Source organism: Flavobacterium antarcticum DSM 19726 (assembly GCF_000419685.1).
Classification (GTDB): Bacteria; Bacteroidota; Bacteroidia; order Flavobacteriales; family Flavobacteriaceae; genus Flavobacterium; species Flavobacterium antarcticum.
Genome location: NZ_ATTM01000001.1, coordinates 44,227 through 62,499 on the forward strand (window position 1 = coordinate 44,227; position 18,273 = coordinate 62,499).

The 18,273-nt window shown below is 36.4% G+C and carries 14 protein-coding genes; 12 read left to right on the forward strand and 2 right to left on the reverse strand.

Features of this window, described 5'->3' with window-relative positions; translation table 11 throughout:
- Window positions 1-12: 12 nt before the first annotated feature.
- Window positions 13-843, reverse strand: coding sequence for a universal stress protein (locus YWA_RS0100260; protein ID WP_022826485.1), 831 nt, complete (start codon window positions 841-843; stop codon window positions 13-15).
- Between the two features lie 174 nt (window positions 844-1,017).
- On the opposite strand from YWA_RS0100260, the gene rimP reads away from it, so the two are divergent.
- The 3 genes from rimP to infB are packed head-to-tail and all read left to right on the forward strand — an operon-like array spanning window position 1,018 to window position 5,714.
- A complete protein-coding gene (gene rimP, locus YWA_RS0100265) occupies window positions 1,018-1,485 on the forward strand; it encodes a ribosome assembly cofactor RimP (protein WP_026718469.1) in 468 nt (155 codons plus the stop codon).
- Window positions 1,486-1,488: 3 nt separating this feature from the next.
- On the forward strand, window positions 1,489-2,733 hold the full coding sequence (gene nusA / locus YWA_RS0100270; RefSeq protein ID WP_022826487.1) for a transcription termination factor NusA: 1,245 nt from the start codon (window positions 1,489-1,491) through the stop codon (window positions 2,731-2,733).
- 53 nt (window positions 2,734-2,786) lie between these two features.
- Window positions 2,787-5,714, forward strand: a complete 2,928-nt coding sequence (infB, locus tag YWA_RS0100275; protein ID WP_022826488.1) for a translation initiation factor IF-2 — start codon at window positions 2,787-2,789, stop codon at window positions 5,712-5,714.
- A gap of 75 nt (window positions 5,715-5,789) precedes the next feature.
- Here the strand turns inward: infB and YWA_RS0100280 are convergent, their stop codons facing one another.
- Window positions 5,790-6,179, reverse strand: coding sequence for an SPOR domain-containing protein (locus tag YWA_RS0100280; protein ID WP_022826489.1), 390 nt, complete (start codon window positions 6,177-6,179; stop codon window positions 5,790-5,792).
- Between the two features lie 219 nt (window positions 6,180-6,398).
- Between YWA_RS0100280 and YWA_RS0100285 the strand changes: the two genes are divergently transcribed.
- The 9 genes from YWA_RS0100285 to YWA_RS0100325 all read left to right on the forward strand — a co-directional run bounded on the left by YWA_RS0100285 (window position 6,399) and on the right by YWA_RS0100325 (window position 18,260).
- On the forward strand, window positions 6,399-7,685 hold the full coding sequence (locus YWA_RS0100285) for a cytochrome c3 family protein (protein WP_022826490.1): 1,287 nt from the start codon (window positions 6,399-6,401) through the stop codon (window positions 7,683-7,685).
- An 83-nt stretch (window positions 7,686-7,768) separates the two neighbouring features.
- Entirely contained in the window at window positions 7,769-10,834 is a 3,066-nt protein-coding gene (locus YWA_RS0100290; RefSeq protein ID WP_022826491.1) for a TAT-variant-translocated molybdopterin oxidoreductase, read from the forward strand.
- A 40-nt stretch (window positions 10,835-10,874) separates the two neighbouring features.
- Window positions 10,875-12,278 carry an NrfD/PsrC family molybdoenzyme membrane anchor subunit gene (gene nrfD, locus YWA_RS0100295; RefSeq protein WP_022826492.1) on the forward strand — a complete coding sequence of 468 codons (1,404 nt, stop codon included), beginning with the start codon at window positions 10,875-10,877 and terminating at the stop codon, window positions 12,276-12,278.
- On the forward strand, window positions 12,271-12,801 hold the full coding sequence (locus YWA_RS0100300; protein WP_022826493.1) for a DUF3341 domain-containing protein: 531 nt from the start codon (window positions 12,271-12,273) through the stop codon (window positions 12,799-12,801). Before nrfD ends, YWA_RS0100300 begins: the two co-directional genes overlap by 8 nt.
- Window positions 12,802-12,809: 8 nt before the next feature.
- The gene (locus YWA_RS0100305; RefSeq protein ID WP_022826494.1) at window positions 12,810-13,355 is read left to right on the forward strand and encodes a c-type cytochrome; all 546 of its coding nucleotides are present in this window, start codon (window positions 12,810-12,812) and stop codon (window positions 13,353-13,355) included.
- A 24-nt stretch (window positions 13,356-13,379) separates the two neighbouring features.
- Window positions 13,380-14,906, forward strand: coding sequence for a hypothetical protein (locus YWA_RS0100310; protein WP_026718471.1), 1,527 nt, complete (start codon window positions 13,380-13,382; stop codon window positions 14,904-14,906).
- An 18-nt stretch (window positions 14,907-14,924) separates the two neighbouring features.
- Window positions 14,925-16,061 (forward strand): cytochrome c oxidase subunit II, encoded by a 1,137-nt coding sequence (locus YWA_RS0100315; protein ID WP_022826496.1) that lies wholly within the window; start codon window positions 14,925-14,927, stop codon window positions 16,059-16,061.
- A 45-nt stretch (window positions 16,062-16,106) separates the two neighbouring features.
- A complete protein-coding gene (locus tag YWA_RS0100320) occupies window positions 16,107-17,897 on the forward strand; it encodes a cytochrome c oxidase subunit I (protein WP_022826497.1) in 1,791 nt (596 codons plus the stop codon).
- Window positions 17,898-17,978: 81 nt separating this feature from the next.
- Window positions 17,979-18,260 (forward strand): GNAT family N-acetyltransferase, encoded by a 282-nt coding sequence (locus YWA_RS0100325; protein ID WP_022826498.1) that lies wholly within the window; start codon window positions 17,979-17,981, stop codon window positions 18,258-18,260.
- The last annotated feature ends 13 nt before the right edge of the window (window positions 18,261-18,273 follow it).

The window sequence follows — 18,273 nt, forward strand, 5'->3', positions numbered from 1 at the left end:
GAGATGAATAATTTAAATCTTAAAAGTAATTACAGGTTTAACAGAATGATTCACGATGTCTTCACTAACGCTTCCGTTGAAGAAATGAGCTAATCCAGTTCGGCCATGTGTTGCAATTCCTATTAAATCTGCATTCGTTCTATTGGCATAATTAATAATTCCTTTTTCAATATTTGCATCGTTGTAAATATGCAAGCTGTAATTCTTTAACGGAACGCCACTCGCGCTGACAAAGTTTTGCATGATTTTCTCTGCAACATCATTTGTTTTGAAGCTATTTGGTGTATTGATCATGACCAAGTCAAGTTTAGCATCAAATATATTTGCAAACTCCACTAGTTTGTTAAATGGTTTTTTAATTTTATCGGAGAAATCAGAAGCAAAAACGAATTTATCAATTTTGAACTCTTCCATTTCACTTTTGATAATGATCACCGGAATATCAGAAGAACGAACTACTTTTTCCGTATTTGATCCAATAAACATTTCTTGGAAGCCAGAAGTTCCATGTGAGCCCATTACAATTAGATCTGCATTTATTTCAGTACTGTATTTTACAATACCGTCAAAAGCGCGTTCCAATCTCGCATCTGCCTGAACAGTTAATCCGTCGAAGATAGGGTCTTCTAATCGTTCTGCTAATCGCTCTCTTGTTTTAGCTAAATACAACATCACTTCAGGAATATTCACACCGTTACTTACGGCATCGTTCATGTGCGAAGGCAAATCCAGTAAGTTTAATAAATAGATTTCAGCGTTGTTTTCTCTAGCGATTTGTGCAGCAACTTTTGAAGCATATCTTGCGTGTTCGGAAAAATCGGTTGGTACTAAGATTCTTTTCATAAAAAAAGGGTAAAAAGGTTTAATTGAATAGATTGATTTTGATGAATTAAAGGTAGGAATAATTTTTAGACGACACAATGATTTTTGATTTATAAAAAAATCACTATATTTGCACCGTTATTTATTTAAAAGTTAATAATGAGGGAAGCAGTGCTTCCCTCTTTTTATAAAATTATGACATTCAAAGAAAAAGTATTAAATTTATTAAATGAAGGATTAGAAGATAAACCTTCGATCTTTCTGATTGATGTAACCATTACGGATGCAAACAAAATTATCGTAACTTTGGATGGTGATAATGGAGTGCAATTGCAGGACTGCATTGATGTGAGTCGTTCAATTGATCAAAACTTAGACAGAGAAGAACAAGACTTTTCATTAGAAGTAGCTTCCGTTGGAGTGGGTTCGCCATTAAAGATGGTTCGCCAATATATAAAAAATGTGGGTAGGATGTTAATTGTAAAATTACAAGATGGCACCACTATTGAGGCTAAATTAGAAGAAGCAAACCAAGAGCAAATTGTTCTTTCATGGGAAGCTCGGGAGCCGAAAAAAATAGGAAAAGGAAAGGAAACTGTTCAAAAAAGACAGGAAATTCCTTATAATGAGATTAAAGAAGCAATCGTTACAATAATATTTTAATATATGGAGAATATAGCATTAATCGAATCATTTTCAGAGTTTAAAGACGACAAACTCATTGATCGTGTAACGCTTATGGCAATTTTAGAAGATGTATTTAGAAATGCATTGAAAAAGAAATTTGGTTCTGATGATAATTTTGACATTATCATTAATCCAGATAAAGGAGATATGGAAATTTGGCAGCGACGTGTAATTGTTGCAGATGACGATTTGGATTTAGATCACCTTGAAATTACCTTGACTGACGCTAGAAAAATAGAGCCTGATTTCGAAATTGGCGAAGAAGTTTCTGAAGAAGTAAAATTGATTGATTTAGGAAGAAGAGCGATTTTGGCTTTACGCCAAAACTTAATTTCTAAAATTCATGAGCATGATAACACCAATCTTTACAAGCAATTTAAAGATTTAATTGGTGAAATTTATACGGCGGAAGTACACCACGTACGTCCAAGAGTTGTAATATTAGTGGATGATGAAGGAAATGAAATCGTTCTTCCAAAAGAAAAACAAATTCCATCTGACTTTTTCCGTAAAGGAGATAACGTTCGTGGAATCATTGAAAATGTGGAATTAAAAGGTAACAAACCTCAAATTATTATGTCTAGAACTTCTGAGAAGTTTTTAGAGAAATTGTTTGAACAAGAAATTCCTGAGGTTTTTGACGGCTTGATTATGGTTAAAAACGTAGTTAGAATTCCAGGTGAAAAAGCAAAAGTAGCAGTAGATTCTTATGACGACCGTATTGATCCAGTTGGAGCATGTGTGGGAATGAAAGGATCTAGAATTCACGGAATTGTACGTGAATTAGGAAACGAAAATATCGACGTAATTAATTATACAACAAATACACAGTTGTATATTACAAGAGCGTTAAGTCCTGCAAAAGTTTCTTCAATCAAAATTGATGAAGAAAATAAACGTGCTGAAGTGTTCTTGAAGCTTGAAGAAGTTTCAAAAGCAATTGGCCGTGGTGGACACAACATAAAATTAGCGGGACAATTGACCGGTTACGAACTTGATGTTATCAGAGAAGGTAACGTAGCCGAAGAAGAAGACGATGTAGAGTTGACAGAGTTTTCGGATGAAATTGAAGCGTGGGTAATTGAAGAATTTGCTAAAATCGGTTTAGATACCGCAAGAAGCATCTTGAAGCAAGATGTAAATGATTTAGTAAGAAGAACGGATCTTGAAGAAGAAACCATTCTTGATGTAATGAAAATATTGAACGATGAGTTCAATAGCTAAGTAGGTTTTAACTTACACCAACACAACAAAAAAGAGTATAATAAAAGTTTTTTATGTCTGAAGAGAGAGTAATAAGAATTAATAAGGTTTTAAGGGAATTTAATATTTCGTTAGAAAGAGCGGTTGATTATCTTAAGGATAAAGGCATTGCTATTGATGCAAATCCAAACGCCAAAATTTCTGATGCGGAATTTAATATCCTGCAAAATCAATTTGCTGGCGACAAGGGGAAAAAAGAAGCTTCACTAGAAGTGAGTGAAGAAAAGCGAAAAGAAAAAGAAGCTTTGCGATTGGAGCGCGAAAAAGAAATTGAAGACAAACGCAAGCTGGACGAGGAGCGTCAAAAGCAACAAGAAGTCATCAGAGCTAAAGCGAATGTAGTAGGTTTGAAAAAAGTGGGTTCCATCGATCTTAATCCTAAAAAGTCGGTTCCAGTTACTCCTCCAGTTGAAAAAGCTGTTGAGAAACAACCTGAGGTTGTTGCTCCAGTTGCTGCGGTTGAAAAACCAAAGGCAGAAGCTGTTGTAGAAAAAGCAGAAGTTAAAAAGGAAGAGAAAACTGAAAAAGCGCCAAAACAAGAAGCTCCTAAAGCTGAAAAGCCAAAAGTGGAAGCTCCTAAAGTGGCGACTCCAAAAGCTGAAGTGCCACAAGTGCCTAAGGCGGAAGCAGAGAAAGCTGGTGAAGTTGCTGCAGTTAAAGAAACTACGGTTGCATCAGTGAAGACTGCAGAAGGTGAAGCTACTGTTGATGATGAACCAGTTGCTACAAAATATGTGCAACTTTCAGGAACTACTTTTACAGGTAAAACAATTGACTTGTCTCAATTTGACAAACCTAAAAAGAAAAAGGAAGAGCCAAAAATCACGCCTAATAAACCAGGTTCTGCTGCTGCAAACGCTGCTGCAAATAAAAACAAACGCAAGAGAATCCCAACTAAACCAGGAACGGTACGTCCTCCAGGAAGTGGACCAAATCCCAATAAGATTGTTCCAAATGCACCAGGTTCTGTAAATCGTAGTGCTCGACCAGGTTTTGTTAAAGGAAACCGTCCTGCAATTGTTGCGAAAGTTGAGCCAACAGAAGAAGAAGTTAAGAATCAAATTCGCGAGACTTTAGAGAAGCTACAAGGAAAAGGTGGTAAATCTAAAGCTGCGAAATACAGAAGAGATAAGAGAGATACGCACCGTCAGAAATCAGATGATGAGCAACGAGCGATTGATGAAGGAAGTAAAACTATTAAAGTTACTGAGTTCGTTACCGTTGGTGAAATTGCAATTATGATGGATGTGCCAATTACTAAAGTAATCGGAACCTGTATGTCACTAGGAATCATGGTAACTATGAACCAGCGTCTTGATGCAGAAACATTGACAATTGTAGCTGATGAATTTGGATACGAAGTTGAGTTTATTACAACTGAACTTGAAGAAGGTTTAGAGGTAGTTGCTGATGCGGAAGAAGATCTAAGAGGTAGAGCTCCTATTGTTACGGTAATGGGTCACGTGGATCACGGTAAAACATCTTTACTGGATTACATTAGAAAGGAAAATGTAATTGCTGGAGAATCAGGTGGAATTACACAGCACATTGGTGCTTATGGAGTAACACTTGACAACGGGCAAAAAATAGCATTTTTAGATACACCAGGTCACGAGGCTTTTACAGCAATGAGAGCGCGTGGAGCACAAGTTACCGACATCGCCATTATCGTTGTTGCAGCGGATGATGATATCATGCCTACAACTAAAGAAGCAATCAGTCATGCTCAAGCAGCTGGAGTGCCAATTATCTTTGCAATTAATAAAATTGATAAGCCTAACTCTAATCCAGAAAAGATTAAAGAACGTTTAGCAGGTATGAATTTACTTGTTGAAGATTGGGGAGGTAAAATTCAGTCGCATGATATTTCTGCGAAAGTAGGAACAGGTGTAAAAGAATTATTAGAAAAAGTATTGCTTGAAGCAGAGATTTTAGAGCTTAAAGCGAATCCAAATAGATTGTCTACAGGAACTGTAGTTGAAGCATTCTTAGATAAAGGTAAAGGTTACGTTTCAACTATTTTAGTTCAAAACGGAACATTAAATGTCGGAGATTACATGTTGGCTGGAAAACACCACGGTAAGATCAAAGCCATGCATGATGAACGTGGAAACGTAATTATGAGTGCTGGACCATCAACACCTGTATCAGTATTGGGATTAGATGGAGCGGCAACTGCTGGAGATAAATTTACAGTATACAACGAAGAGCGCGAAGCGAAACAAATTGCTGCAAAACGTACACAGTTGATGCGTGAGCAATCTGTTAGAACACAACGACACATTACTCTTGCGGAAATTGGAAGACGTATTGCGTTAGGTCAATTTAAAGAATTGAATATTATCTTGAAAGGTGACGTTGATGGTTCTGTGGAAGCATTGTCTGATTCGTTCTCGAAACTTTCAACGGAGGAAATTCAAATCAACATTATTCATAAGGGAGTTGGTGCAATTACAGAAACGGACGTAATGTTGGCTTCTGCATCAGATGCAATTATCATTGGATTTAATGTTCGTCCTGCTGGAAATGCAAGACAATTAGCAGACAAGGAAGAAATTGACATCCGTAACTACTCAATTATTTACGATGCAATTGATGAATTGAAAGATGCCATGGAAGGTATGTTGTCTCCAGAGATGAAGGAAGAGATTACGGGTACTGCTGAAATTAGAGAGATTTTCAAAATATCGAAAGTGGGATCTATTGCAGGATGTATGGTAACGGATGGTAAAATATTCCGCTCTGCAAAAATGCGTTTAATACGTGATGGTGTAGTTATTCACACAGGTGAATTGATCGCATTGAAGCGTTTTAAAGACGATGTGAAAGAGGTTGCTAAAGGTTATGATTGTGGTATCCAAATTAAAGGATACAATGATATCGAGCAAAATGATATTATTGAATCATTCCAAGAAGTGGCAGTTAAGAAAAAATTGAAGTAGTAAACTTACATTCAAGTATAAGAAAAAACCGATAATCATTGATTATCGGTTTTTTTTGTGCGTTACGAGATTTGATTATTTACTGGGCTTAATCACAATGGAGTTCGGATACTTCTTTTGGATCTCTATGAGGTGACGGTGTGCGTCAATTTTCGACTTAAAATTACCGGCCCATACTTTGTACGTTGGCGTGTTAAAAATGACGGTCGCATCTATGTAATTGAAGTCGGTTTTAAACCGTGATAATTCCCGTCTTGTGCTCTCGCTGTCGCCGCTATAAATTTGAATCTTGTATCCTTCGTTCATTCCTATTGAAGGATTGATTTTTCGCTTTTCATTTAGCAATTGCTCAAATTTTTGGTCTTGTGAAAGCGTTGTTTTGCTTGTTTGAGCGAATGCATTTCCTGCAGATAAAGCTGTTAAAACGGTTATTATTAATTGCAGTTGTGTGGACTTTTTGATCATAACTTCATGTATTTTAAACAAATGTACAGATATTCGTTTGATTGGGAAAAGATAAATTTATTTAGAACTGTTATAAATTAAGTATTATGATATATTTAAGGTTTTGATAATAGTTCATAAGTCGTATTTTTGTGCAAAATATAAATGACCTTATAGGGTTTTGACTGTAATCCATATAGAAAAAACCATACCGTAATTAGTCGATAATCATTTTTAAATATGAAAAAGGTGGGTAACCATAATTCGATTTCTAGAATTTTACTATTGAGTTTAGCAGTAATGCTAACATTTTCCGCTAAATCATTTTCTCAAGAAGGAGATGCGGCGGCTGGTAAAGCATTGTTTAATGCAAATTGTGCGGCTTGTCATAAGTTAGATGCTAAGATGACCGGTCCAGCTTTGAGAGGTGTAACTGAACGTCACACAAGTGAATGGTTGCATACCTGGATTAAGGACAGTCAAGCGATGATTAAGTCGGGTGACGCTGCTGCTGTAAAACTTTTTGAAGATAATAATAAGGCGATTATGCCTCCTTATCCTCAATTGTCTGCAGAAGATGTAGATAACATCTTGGCTTACACTGCTGAACCTTTGCCAGCTCCTACAGTTGCCGCACCTGGTGCAGCTGCTCAAGGTGGTGGAGCGGATTCGGGTTCTGGTGTTTCAAACGCTGTTATCTTGGGTGCTCTAGCTTTGGTGATGGGTATTCTTGTAGTTATGTTGTTTTTAGTAAGCAGCGTACTTAAGAAAATTGTGAAAGCAAACGGAATTGAGGCCATTCATAAAGAGCCGACAATGCCAATATGGAAAGCGTATGCTAAGAATCAATTTTTAGTTTTAGTAACTGTAATTTTATTAATGCTTTCTGGAGCTTGGGTAGTTTATGGTTATTTGATGCAGATTGGTGTTGATCAGAATTACGCTCCGATTCAGCCTATTCACTATTCACATAAAATTCACGCTGGTGAAAATGGTATTGATTGTAAATACTGTCACTCAGCAGCTCGTACGAGTAAAAATGCAGGAATTCCTTCATTAAATGTTTGTATGAACTGTCATAAAAGTATTGCTGAATTTTCTGGTGATCCGGATTCAACGTATGTTGAATACAGTAAAGAATTTTACACAGCTGAAATTCAAAAACTATATGATGCAGTAGGTTGGGATAAAGACAATCAGAAATATACAGGTAAAACGAAACCAGTTAAATGGGTTCGTATCCACAACTTGCCTGATTTCGTGTATTTTAATCACTCACAACACGTTGATGTTGCTGGTTTAGAATGTCAAAAATGCCACGGACCTGTAGAGAATTACGAAATTATGAAACAATTCGCTCCGTTAACAATGGGTTGGTGTATTAATTGCCACCGTGAGACGAACGTGAAAATGGAAGGTAATGAATATTACGAAAAAATCCACGCTGAATTGGCTAAGAAATATGGTAAAGACAAACTGACTGCTGCAGAAATGGGTGGATTGGAATGTGGAAAATGCCATTACTAAAAGTCGGATAATCTAAGAACGATTGATCTGTCGACAATTTGTCGTAAAAATTAAATAATTTAAGAAGCTAATATTTATATAAAATGTCATCAAACAAAAAATACTGGAAAAGTGTTGAGGAGCTAAATCAAGATAGCTCTATTGTTGAGGCGTTAAGAAATAACGAATTTGTTGAAGCTATTCCTACGGATGAATTTCTAGGAGATGAATCAACATTAGCAGCGTCTTCAACCACGCGTCGTGATTTCTTAAAGTACGTTGGATTCAGTACAGCTGCAGCATCGCTTGTAGCTTGTGAAGGTCCGGTAATCAAATCTATTCCTTATGTAGTTCAACCCGAACAAATCATTCCTGGGATTGCGGATTTCTACGCAACTTCTATGTTTGACGGTTTTGATTTTGCTAATCTTTTAGTAAAAACAAGAGAAGGTCGACCAATTAAGATAGAAAACAACACATTAGAAGGAGCAAAATTTTCTGCAAATGCACGCGTTCACGCCTCAATTTTATCGCTATACGACAGTTTACGTTTAAAGGAACCAAAGATGCAAGGTAAAACTGCTTCTTGGAATACGGTAAATACGAAGGTAAAAGAAAGTTTAGCAGATGCTAAAGCACAAGGTAAACAAGTTGTTTTGCTAACAAATACATTAGCGAGTCCATCTACTGAGAAGCTAGTTGGTGAGTTTATCGCTGCGAATTCTACTGCGAAACATGTAGTTTATGATGCAGTTTCTTCTTCTGCAGCTTTAGATGCTTTTCAAGCAGCTTATGGCGAGAGAGGTTTGATTGATTATGACTTTTTCAAAGCAGATACTATTGTTGGTATTGGTGCTGATTTCTTAGGAGATTGGCAAGGTGGTGGTTATGATGCGGGTTATGCAAAAGGGCGTGTTCCAAGAAATGGAAAGATGTCTAAGCATTTTCAGTTTGAGTCTAATATGTCTCTTGCGGGTGCTGCTGCTGACAAACGTATCGCAATGACTGCTGCTCAGCAAAAATTAGCGCTTGTTCACATATACAATGTGGTTACTGGAGCAAATGTTTCAGTAAGTCTAGATAAAAAATTCGAAGCTGAAGTTAATAAAGCAGCTCAACAATTAAAAGCTTCAGGTTCTAAAGGACTTGTAGTTTGTGGAATTGAAGATAAAAATGCACAGTTATTAGTTTTGGCTATTAACAGTGCTTTGAATAGTGAAGCTTCTGTTGGAGCAGGAATTCGTCAAATTAGAAAAGGTTCTAATGAAATGATGAATCAATTCTTAGCCGACTTAAAAGCGGGAAGTGTTCATACAGTAATTATGAGTGGAGTGAATCCTGCTTATTCTTTGCCAAATGCAAAAGAGTTCGTAGATGGATTAAAGAAAGCAAATCTTTCCGTATCCATTACGCTTAAAGAAGATGAAACAGCTTTAGCTTCTACAATCGCAATTGGAACAACCCATTATTTAGAGTCTTGGAATGATTTGATGCTTACTAAAGGTACGTATTCATTGACACAGCCAACAATCAATCCTTTATTCAAGCAAACGAAACAATTGCAAGAAATTTTATTGGATTGGACAGGAAATCAAACTTCGTATTACGATTATTTAAAAGCAAATTCAGGAACTTACAGTTCAGGTATGAGTTGGAATAAAATCGTTCATGATGGTTTTGCTGTTGGTACGCCTGCAACAATTGGAACTGCTTCTGCAGATTTCGGTTCAGCTGCGTCTGCTTTAGCACAATCTGCTGTAAAAGTACCGATGGAATTGGTTCTTTATACTAAAACAGGTTTAGGTGATGGTCAACAAGCAAACAATCCTTGGTTGCAAGAGTTCCCGGATCCTATTACACGTGTGTCTTGGGACAATTATGTAACGGTTTCTAAAGCTGATGCTGAAGCAAAAGATTTAGTGAACTTCCATGTTGCTAATGGAGGTTTGAACGGTAGTTATGTGACTTTGACTGTTGATGGAGTTAAATTGGAAAATATTCCAGTTATTATTCAACCAGGTCAGGCAATCGGAACAATCGGATTGGCTTTTGGTTATGGTAAAAAGGCAGCTTTAAAAGAAGAAATGCAAGTAGGTGTTAATGCTTACGCTTTATATAAAAACTTTAATAACGTACAATCAGTATCTATTGAAAAGACGGCAGGAGATCACGAGTTTGCTTGTGTTCAATTGCAGAAAACTTTGATGGGTCGTGGAGATATTATTAAAGAAACGACTTTAGAAATTTTCAATACTAAAGATGCTAAAGAGTGGAACATCCAACCGATGGTATCGTTAGATCACAATCCAGTAAAAGCAGTTGAAGTAGATTTGTGGACGTCTTTTGACCGTTCAATAGGACCTCATTTTAACTTATCAGTTGATTTAAATGCTTGTACAGGATGTGGAGCTTGTGTAATTGCATGTCATGCAGAAAACAACGTTCCTGTAGTTGGAAAATCGGAAATTAGAAGAAGTAGAGATATGCACTGGTTGCGTATTGACCGTTATTATTCTTCTGAAACAACTTTCGAAGGTGATAATGAAAAGAAAGATGGTTTTGATGGATTGTTTGGTGATAAAGGTTCGCTAGGTGGATTTGGTCAATTGGAGCATGCTTCAGAAAATCCACAAGTTGCTTTCCAACCTGTAATGTGTCAGCACTGTAATCACGCACCTTGTGAGACAGTTTGTCCTGTTGCTGCAACATCGCACGGTCGTCAAGGTCAAAATCAAATGGCTTACAACAGATGTGTAGGTACTAGATATTGTGCCAACAACTGTCCGTATAAAGTACGTCGTTTCAACTGGTTCTTGTACAGCAAAAACAATGAATTTGACTACCACATGAACGACGATTTAGGTCGTATGGTATTGAATCCTGATGTGAACGTTCGTTCAAGAGGAGTTATGGAAAAATGTTCAATGTGTATTCAAATGACACAGTTGACTATTTTGACAGCGAAACGTGAAGGAAGAGTGATCAAAGATGGCGAATTCCAAACGGCTTGTTCGGCAGCCTGTTCTTCTGGTGCTATGGTATTTGGAGACATAAATGATAAAGAAAGTAAGGTTGCTAAATTGCTTGAAGATGATAGAATGTATCATTTATTGGAGCATGTTGGTACAAAACCTAACGTTCAATATCACGTAAAAGTTAGAAATACTTAGAATCAAAATATTTAATTAATCAGTAACAATATAAAGGATTATGTCGTCTCACTACGAAGCACCCATTAGAAAACCTTTGATTATAGGTGATAAATCTTATCACGATATCACAGTAGATGTCGCTGCACCTGTTGAAGGTAGAGCAAACAAACAATGGTGGATTGTATTTACAATCGCCTTAATAGCATTCCTTTGGGGAATTGGCTGTATCGTTTACACCGTATCTACTGGTATTGGTACATGGGGATTAAACAAAACAGTCGGTTGGGCATGGGATATTACTAACTTCGTTTGGTGGGTTGGTATTGGTCACGCAGGAACCTTAATTTCTGCAGTACTTTTACTTTTCCGTCAAAAATGGAGGATGGCAATTAACCGTTCAGCGGAAGCAATGACTATTTTCTCGGTTGTTCAAGCAGGTTTATTTCCAATTATCCACATGGGTCGTCCTTGGTTAGCGTACTGGGTTTTACCTATTCCGAATCAATTCGGTTCATTATGGGTAAACTTTAACTCACCATTACTTTGGGACGTATTTGCAATTTCAACGTACCTTTCGGTTTCATTAGTTTTCTGGTGGACTGGATTACTTCCTGATTTTGCTATGCTTAGAGATAGAGCAATAACTCCTTTTACAAAAAGAGTTTATTCAATCTTGAGTTTTGGATGGAGTGGAAGAGCAAAAGATTGGCAACGTTTTGAAGAAGTATCTTTGGTACTTGCAGGTTTAGCAACTCCATTAGTACTTTCTGTACACACGATTGTATCATTTGACTTTGCTACTTCGGTAATTCCTGGATGGCATACTACAATTTTCCCTCCATACTTCGTTGCTGGAGCGGTTTTCTCTGGATTCGCAATGGTAAATACATTGTTGATTATTATGAGAAAAGTTTCTCATCTTGAAGCGTACATTACAGTACAACATATTGAATTGATGAACATTGTAATCATGATTACAGGTTCTATAGTTGGTGTGGCTTATATTACGGAACTGTTTGTTGCTTGGTATTCTGGAGTAGAATACGAACAATATGCGTTCTTGAATAGAGCAACTGGACCTTACTGGTGGGCTTATTGGTCGATGATGACTTGCAACGTTTTTTCTCCACAATTTATGTGGTTCAAGAAATTGCGAACAAGTATTATGTTTTCATTCGTAATTTCGATTGTTGTAAATATTGGAATGTGGTTTGAGCGCTTTGTAATTATCGCTACTTCATTAACTAGAGATTACCTTCCTTCATCTTGGACGTACTTTTCTCCTACATTTGTTGATATTGGAACGTTCATCGGAACAATTGGTTTCTTCTTTGTATTATTCTTACTTTATGCACGTTCATTCCCAGTGATTGCACAAGCAGAGGTGAAAACGATTTTGAAATCATCTGGACAGAATTATAAAAAATTAAGAGAAGAAAATAAACATTCACACCATGAGTAGTAATAAAGTTATATACGCTATTTATAATGACGACGACGTTTTGATGGATGCTGTAAAGCAAACACGAGCGGCTCATCATCACATCGAAGAAATATTTACACCATTTCCTGTTCACGGTTTAGATAAAGCAATGGGTCTTGAGCCAACACGTTTAGCAATTTGTTCGTTTATTTATGGACTTATTGGATTGGCTTTTGCAACTTGGATGATGAACAACATCATGATTGTGGATTGGCCTCAAGATATTGGTGGAAAACCAAGTTTCAGCTACATCGAAAACATGCCATCGTTTGTTCCGATTATGTTTGAAATGACGGTATTTTTTGCAGCTCACTTAATGGTCATTACATTCTATATGAGAAGTAAGTTATGGCCATTTAAACAAGCGGAAAATCCAGATGTAAGAACTACTGATGACCATTTTTTAATGGAAGTTGCTGTAAATAATAATAATGAAGAGGAGTTAATTGCTTTTTTTCAGAATACAGGAGCGGTAGAAGTTAAAGTAATAGAAAAGCACTAATAGTAGATATGAAAAGCTTAAATAAAATAATTATTGTTTTAGGGATTTCGGCATTAGTAACTTCTTGTGCAGACAAGAACAGTCCTAATTACCAATACTTTCCTGACATGTACGAATCAGTAGGTTATGAAACCTATTCTGAATCTGCTGCATTCGCAAACGGAAGAGAAGGTCAACTGGTTCCTGATGGAGCGATCAAACGAGGTTTTGAATCTTATGATTATCCAAATACAAACGAAGGGTACGAAATGGCGAAAGCTAATTCAAAATCGCCTTTAGATTCAATTGGAAAAACTTCGGATAAAGGAGCTCAATTGTACGGTATTTATTGTGCTATTTGTCACGGTGATGCTGGAGACGGTCAAGGTAAATTGGTAAAAAGAGAGAAATTCTTAGGAGTTCCAAGTTATGCGGATCGTGAAATTACAGAAGGTAGTATTTACCACGTAGTAACTTATGGTTTGAATTCAATGGGTTCTCACGCGAATCAAATGACACAAGAAGAGCGTTGGATGGTAGCATCTTATGTAATAAAATTAAAGAGCGAATTATAATTGTATAACACTGATATATAAGATATGTACACATTTTCCAGCAGATTAAAAACGTTCGCTATCATCCTAATGGTATTAGGAGCTTTGGGTATAGTTTATGGTTTTTATATGGCACCTAAAACTACAGCAGACGTTGAAGCTATTTTAGAAAAAGAAGCTGCAGAACACCATGGTAGTCATGCTGCAACAGAAACACACAATACAGCTACAGAAACGCACACGACTACGAAAGAACAGACGGAAACAGGACATCATGCAACTAACGATGCAACTATGGCTGATACGGTTCATGCAGATACAATTGCAATTACGCCAGTCGCGGATACACATCACGACGCTCAAGTAGTAACTTCTGTAGCCAAAACGTCTGACATTACTACGTCGACTAAAGCAGTTGGGCATGAAGTGCATGACGCACATGCAGACCACGAAAAACATTTAAACCATGTTTTGCACCAATTACAAAACAAACCATGGGCAGCGCTTTATGTGGCTTGTATCTTTATGATGTTAATTGCATTAGGAGTTTTAGCGTTCTATGCAATTCAGCAAGTTTCTCAAGCTGGATGGTCTCCAGTATTGTTTAGAGTGATGCAAGGAATTTCATCTTATTTACCAGTAGGTTCTGTGATTTTCTTTATCTTATTGGTATTGTCAGGTTTACATTTCAATCACTTATTTGTTTGGATGAATGAAGGTGTAGATGTTATAGGTCATGAAAATTACGATGCATTAGTTGCAGGAAAAACCGGATATCTAAATGTACCAGCTTGGTTAATTAGAGCTGCTATTTTCTTAATTGGTTGGAATTTGTACCACTACTTTTCAAAAAGAAACTGTTTGTTGCAAGATGATGCAACTGATAATTTATATTACAAGAAAAACTTCAATATTTCTGCAGCATTCTTGGTATTCTTTATTGTAACGGAATCTATCATGTCATGGGATTGGATTATGTCAGTAGATCCTCACTGGTTTAGTACTTTGTTTGGATGGTATGTTTTTGCAAGTTTCTTTGTAAGCGGAATCACAGTAATTGCTTTAGTTGCAGTTTACATGAAATCACGTGGATATTTAGAATTTGTAAACACAAGTCACATTCACGATTTAGCAAAATTTATTTTTGGAATGAGTATTTTCTGGACGTATTTATGGTTCTCTCAATTTATGTTGATTTGGTATTCAAATATTCCAGAAGAAGTAACGTACTTCATCACTAGAATTGAAGATTATAACTTACCATTCTTTGGTATGTTAGTTTTAAACTTTGTGTTCCCAGTATTGATTTTAATCAATACCGATTTCAAACGTTTAACATGGATTATTGTAATGGCTGGTATTATTATTTTATCAGGTCATTATATTGACTTCTACAACATGATCATGCCTGCTACTGTGGGAGACAGATGGTTCATTGGTGTTTCTGAGATTGGGTCTTTAATGTTCTTTATAGGTTTGTTTATTATGGTTGTGTTTACAGCACTTACTAAATCTCCTTTACTGCCAAAACGAAATCCACTGATCGAGGAAAGTAAGCATTTTCATTATTAATATTAAAAGAAGAAACAGATGACAAGTTTGTTGGTAATTATAGTTTTAGTTCTCTTAGCTATTGCAATTTGGCAATTGACTAAAATATTCGATTTGACTCAAGTGGGTCATGCAACACTTAATGCACAAGTAGCGAATAACAATGATAACAAAGTACAAGGGTATATAATGTTTGCTTTTATAGCATTTCTATATATATTCATGATTTATGGTTTGATTGTTTGGGGTCCATTGGTTCTTGATAATCCCGCTTCTGAGCATGGTGGTGATGTGGACTTCTTAATGAATATGACTTGGGTAGTAATTTTTATCGTTCAGTTCATTACACAATTATTGCTGCATTATTTTGCATTCAAATACAGAGGCACAAAAGATGGAAAAGCATTATACTTTGCAGATAATAATCGATTAGAATTTATTTGGTCAGTTATTCCAGCAATCGTTTTGGCAGGTTTAATTCTTTACGGACTTTATGCATGGACAAATATTATGTTTGTTAATGAAGACGAAGAAGATGTGATTGTTATTGAGTTGTATGCAAAGCAATTTGGATGGGAAGCACGTTATGCTGGTGAGGATAATGTTTTGGGTAAAGCCAACGTTAGATACATCGCTGGTATTAATACTTTAGGTGTTGACATGGGTGATGAAAATGCACAAGATGATAAGATGGCAACTGAATTACACCTTCCAAAAGGAAAAAAAGTGTTGTTCAAAATGCGTTCTCAAGATGTATTGCACTCTGCATACATGCCGCACTTTAGAGCTCAGATGAACTGCGTTCCTGGAATGGTAACTCAGTTTGCATTTATTCCTACGCTAACTACGGAAGAATATAGAATGATTCCTAAAATAGTAGATAAAGTAGCCAACATCAATAAATTAAGAACAAAGCACAGTTTAGAGTTGACTGCAGAAGGAAAAGTAGCACTTGATCCTTATGAATTTGATTATCTTTTACTTTGTAATAAAATTTGTGGATCTTCTCATTACAACATGCAAATGAAAATTGTGGTTGATACACCAGAAGATTACAAAGCGTGGTTGGCTGCAATTCCAACAATGAGTCAACAAATGAAAGATGCAGCTCCACCAGTTGAAGAAGCAGCTCCAGTGATGAATGCTGAAGCACCAATCGTTGTACTTGCAAACTAATAGATAGTAAATCTCTATATTTAATAAAAAATTAAATTAAAAAATATGTCAGTAGAAGGACACATTCACGATCACGAAGAAGTACACCACCATAAAGAAACTTTTATAACAAAGTATATCTTTAGTATTGATCATAAAATGATTGCCAAACAATACTTGATTACAGGTATTATCATGGGAATTATTGGTGTTGGTATGTCAATGCTTTTCAGAATGCAGTTGGCTTGGCCAGAAGAAGCATTCGGTGTTTTCAAATTCTTCTTAGGTGAAAAATTTGCTCCAGGAGGAGTGATGAAAAATGACGCTTACCTAGCTTTGGTTACCATTCACGGAACAATCATGGTATTTTTCGTACTGACGGCCGGACTAAGTGGTACGTTTAGTAATTTACTGATACCACTTCAAATTGGTGCACGAGATATGGCATCTGGTTTCATGAACATGATTTCATATTGGATGTTTTTCGTTTCAGCAGTAATTATGATTGCATCATTATTTGTTGAATCAGGACCTGCATCTGCCGGATGGACCATTTATCCGCCACTTTCTGCATTGCCTCAAGCAATTCCAGGTTCAGGAACGGGTATGACTTTATGGTTGATTTCCATGGCTATATTTATCGCATCTTCATTAATGGGATCTTTAAATTACGTAGTTACTGTAATCAACTTGCGTACGAAAGGGATGTCAATGACACGTTTGCCTTTGACAATTTGGACATTCTTCGTAACGGCAATTATTGGTATCGTTTCGTTCCCGGTTCTTTTATCTGCAGCTTTGTTGTTGATCATGGATAGAAGTTTTGGTACTTCATTCTTCTTATCTGATATTTATATTGCTGGAGAAGTATTGCATTACCAAGGTGGTTCACCAGTTTTGTTTGAACACTTATTTTGGTTCTTAGGTCACCCAGAAGTTTATATCGTTATTTTACCTGCAATGGGTATTGTTTCTGAAATTTTAGCGACAAATTCACGTAAACCAATTTTCGGTTACCGTGCGATGATTGCTTCTGTTTTAGCAATTGCATTCTTGTCAACAATCGTTTGGGGACACCACATGTTTATTTCAGGAATGAATCCATTTTTAGGTTCTGTATTTACATTCACCACTTTGTTGATTGCAATTCCATCGGCTGTAAAAGCGTTTAACTGGATTACAACTTTATGGAGAGGAAACCTGCAATTGAATCCTGCAATGTTATTCTCTATCGGAATGGTGTCTACTTTTATCTCGGGTGGGTTAACAGGAATTATTCTTGGAGATTCAACTTTGGATATCAACGTTCACGATACGTATTTCGTTATCGCTCACTTTCACTTAGTAATGGGTATTTCTGCTCTTTACGGGATGTTTGCCGGAATCTACCACTGGTTCCCAAGAATGTTCGGTCGAATGATGAATAAAAATCTTGGTTACATTCACTTTTGGGTAACTGCAGTCTGTGCTTACGGAGTGTTTTTCCCAATGCACTTTATCGGATTAGCAGGATTACCAAGACGTTATTATACAAATACGAACTTTCCGCTTTTTGATGATTTGCAAAACGTAAACGTTTTAATTACCATCTTTGCGTTAATTGGTGGAGCATTTACACTTGTATTTTTATGGAACTTCTTTTACAGTATTTTCTACGGTGAAAAAGCAGTTCAAAATCCATGGAAATCTACAACTTTAGAATGGACGGCTCCAGTAGAACACATTCACGGAAACTGGCCAGGTGAAATTCCAGAAGTACACCGTTGGGCTTACGATTACAGTAAACCAGGATGGGAAGTAGATTTTGTACCTCAAAATATTCCAATGAAAGAAGGTGAAGAAGTGTTAAACCACTAATCAGCTCCCTTTAAAAGATAAAATTCCTGCTTCGGCAGGTTTTTTTTTGCCCAATTTTTCTTTATCTTTAAATCAAAAACAATGAACGAAGTAAAATTAAATACCGAAAAAAACCGTTTTGAATTAGTTGTGGAAGATGCAACGGCGATTATTGAATTTGAAAAACTAGAGCCAAATATTCTAGACTTAACACACACAGAAGTGCCAAAAGAACTTTCTGGTAAAGGTGTCGGTTCTAAATTAGTTTCAGGAACATTACAGTACATTCGGGATAATAACTTAAAATTAATTCCTTCCTGTTCTTTTGTTGAAGGATATATTGAAAAACATTCGGAATGGAACGATTTGATTTCTGAGAAATAATCGAAATTAACTT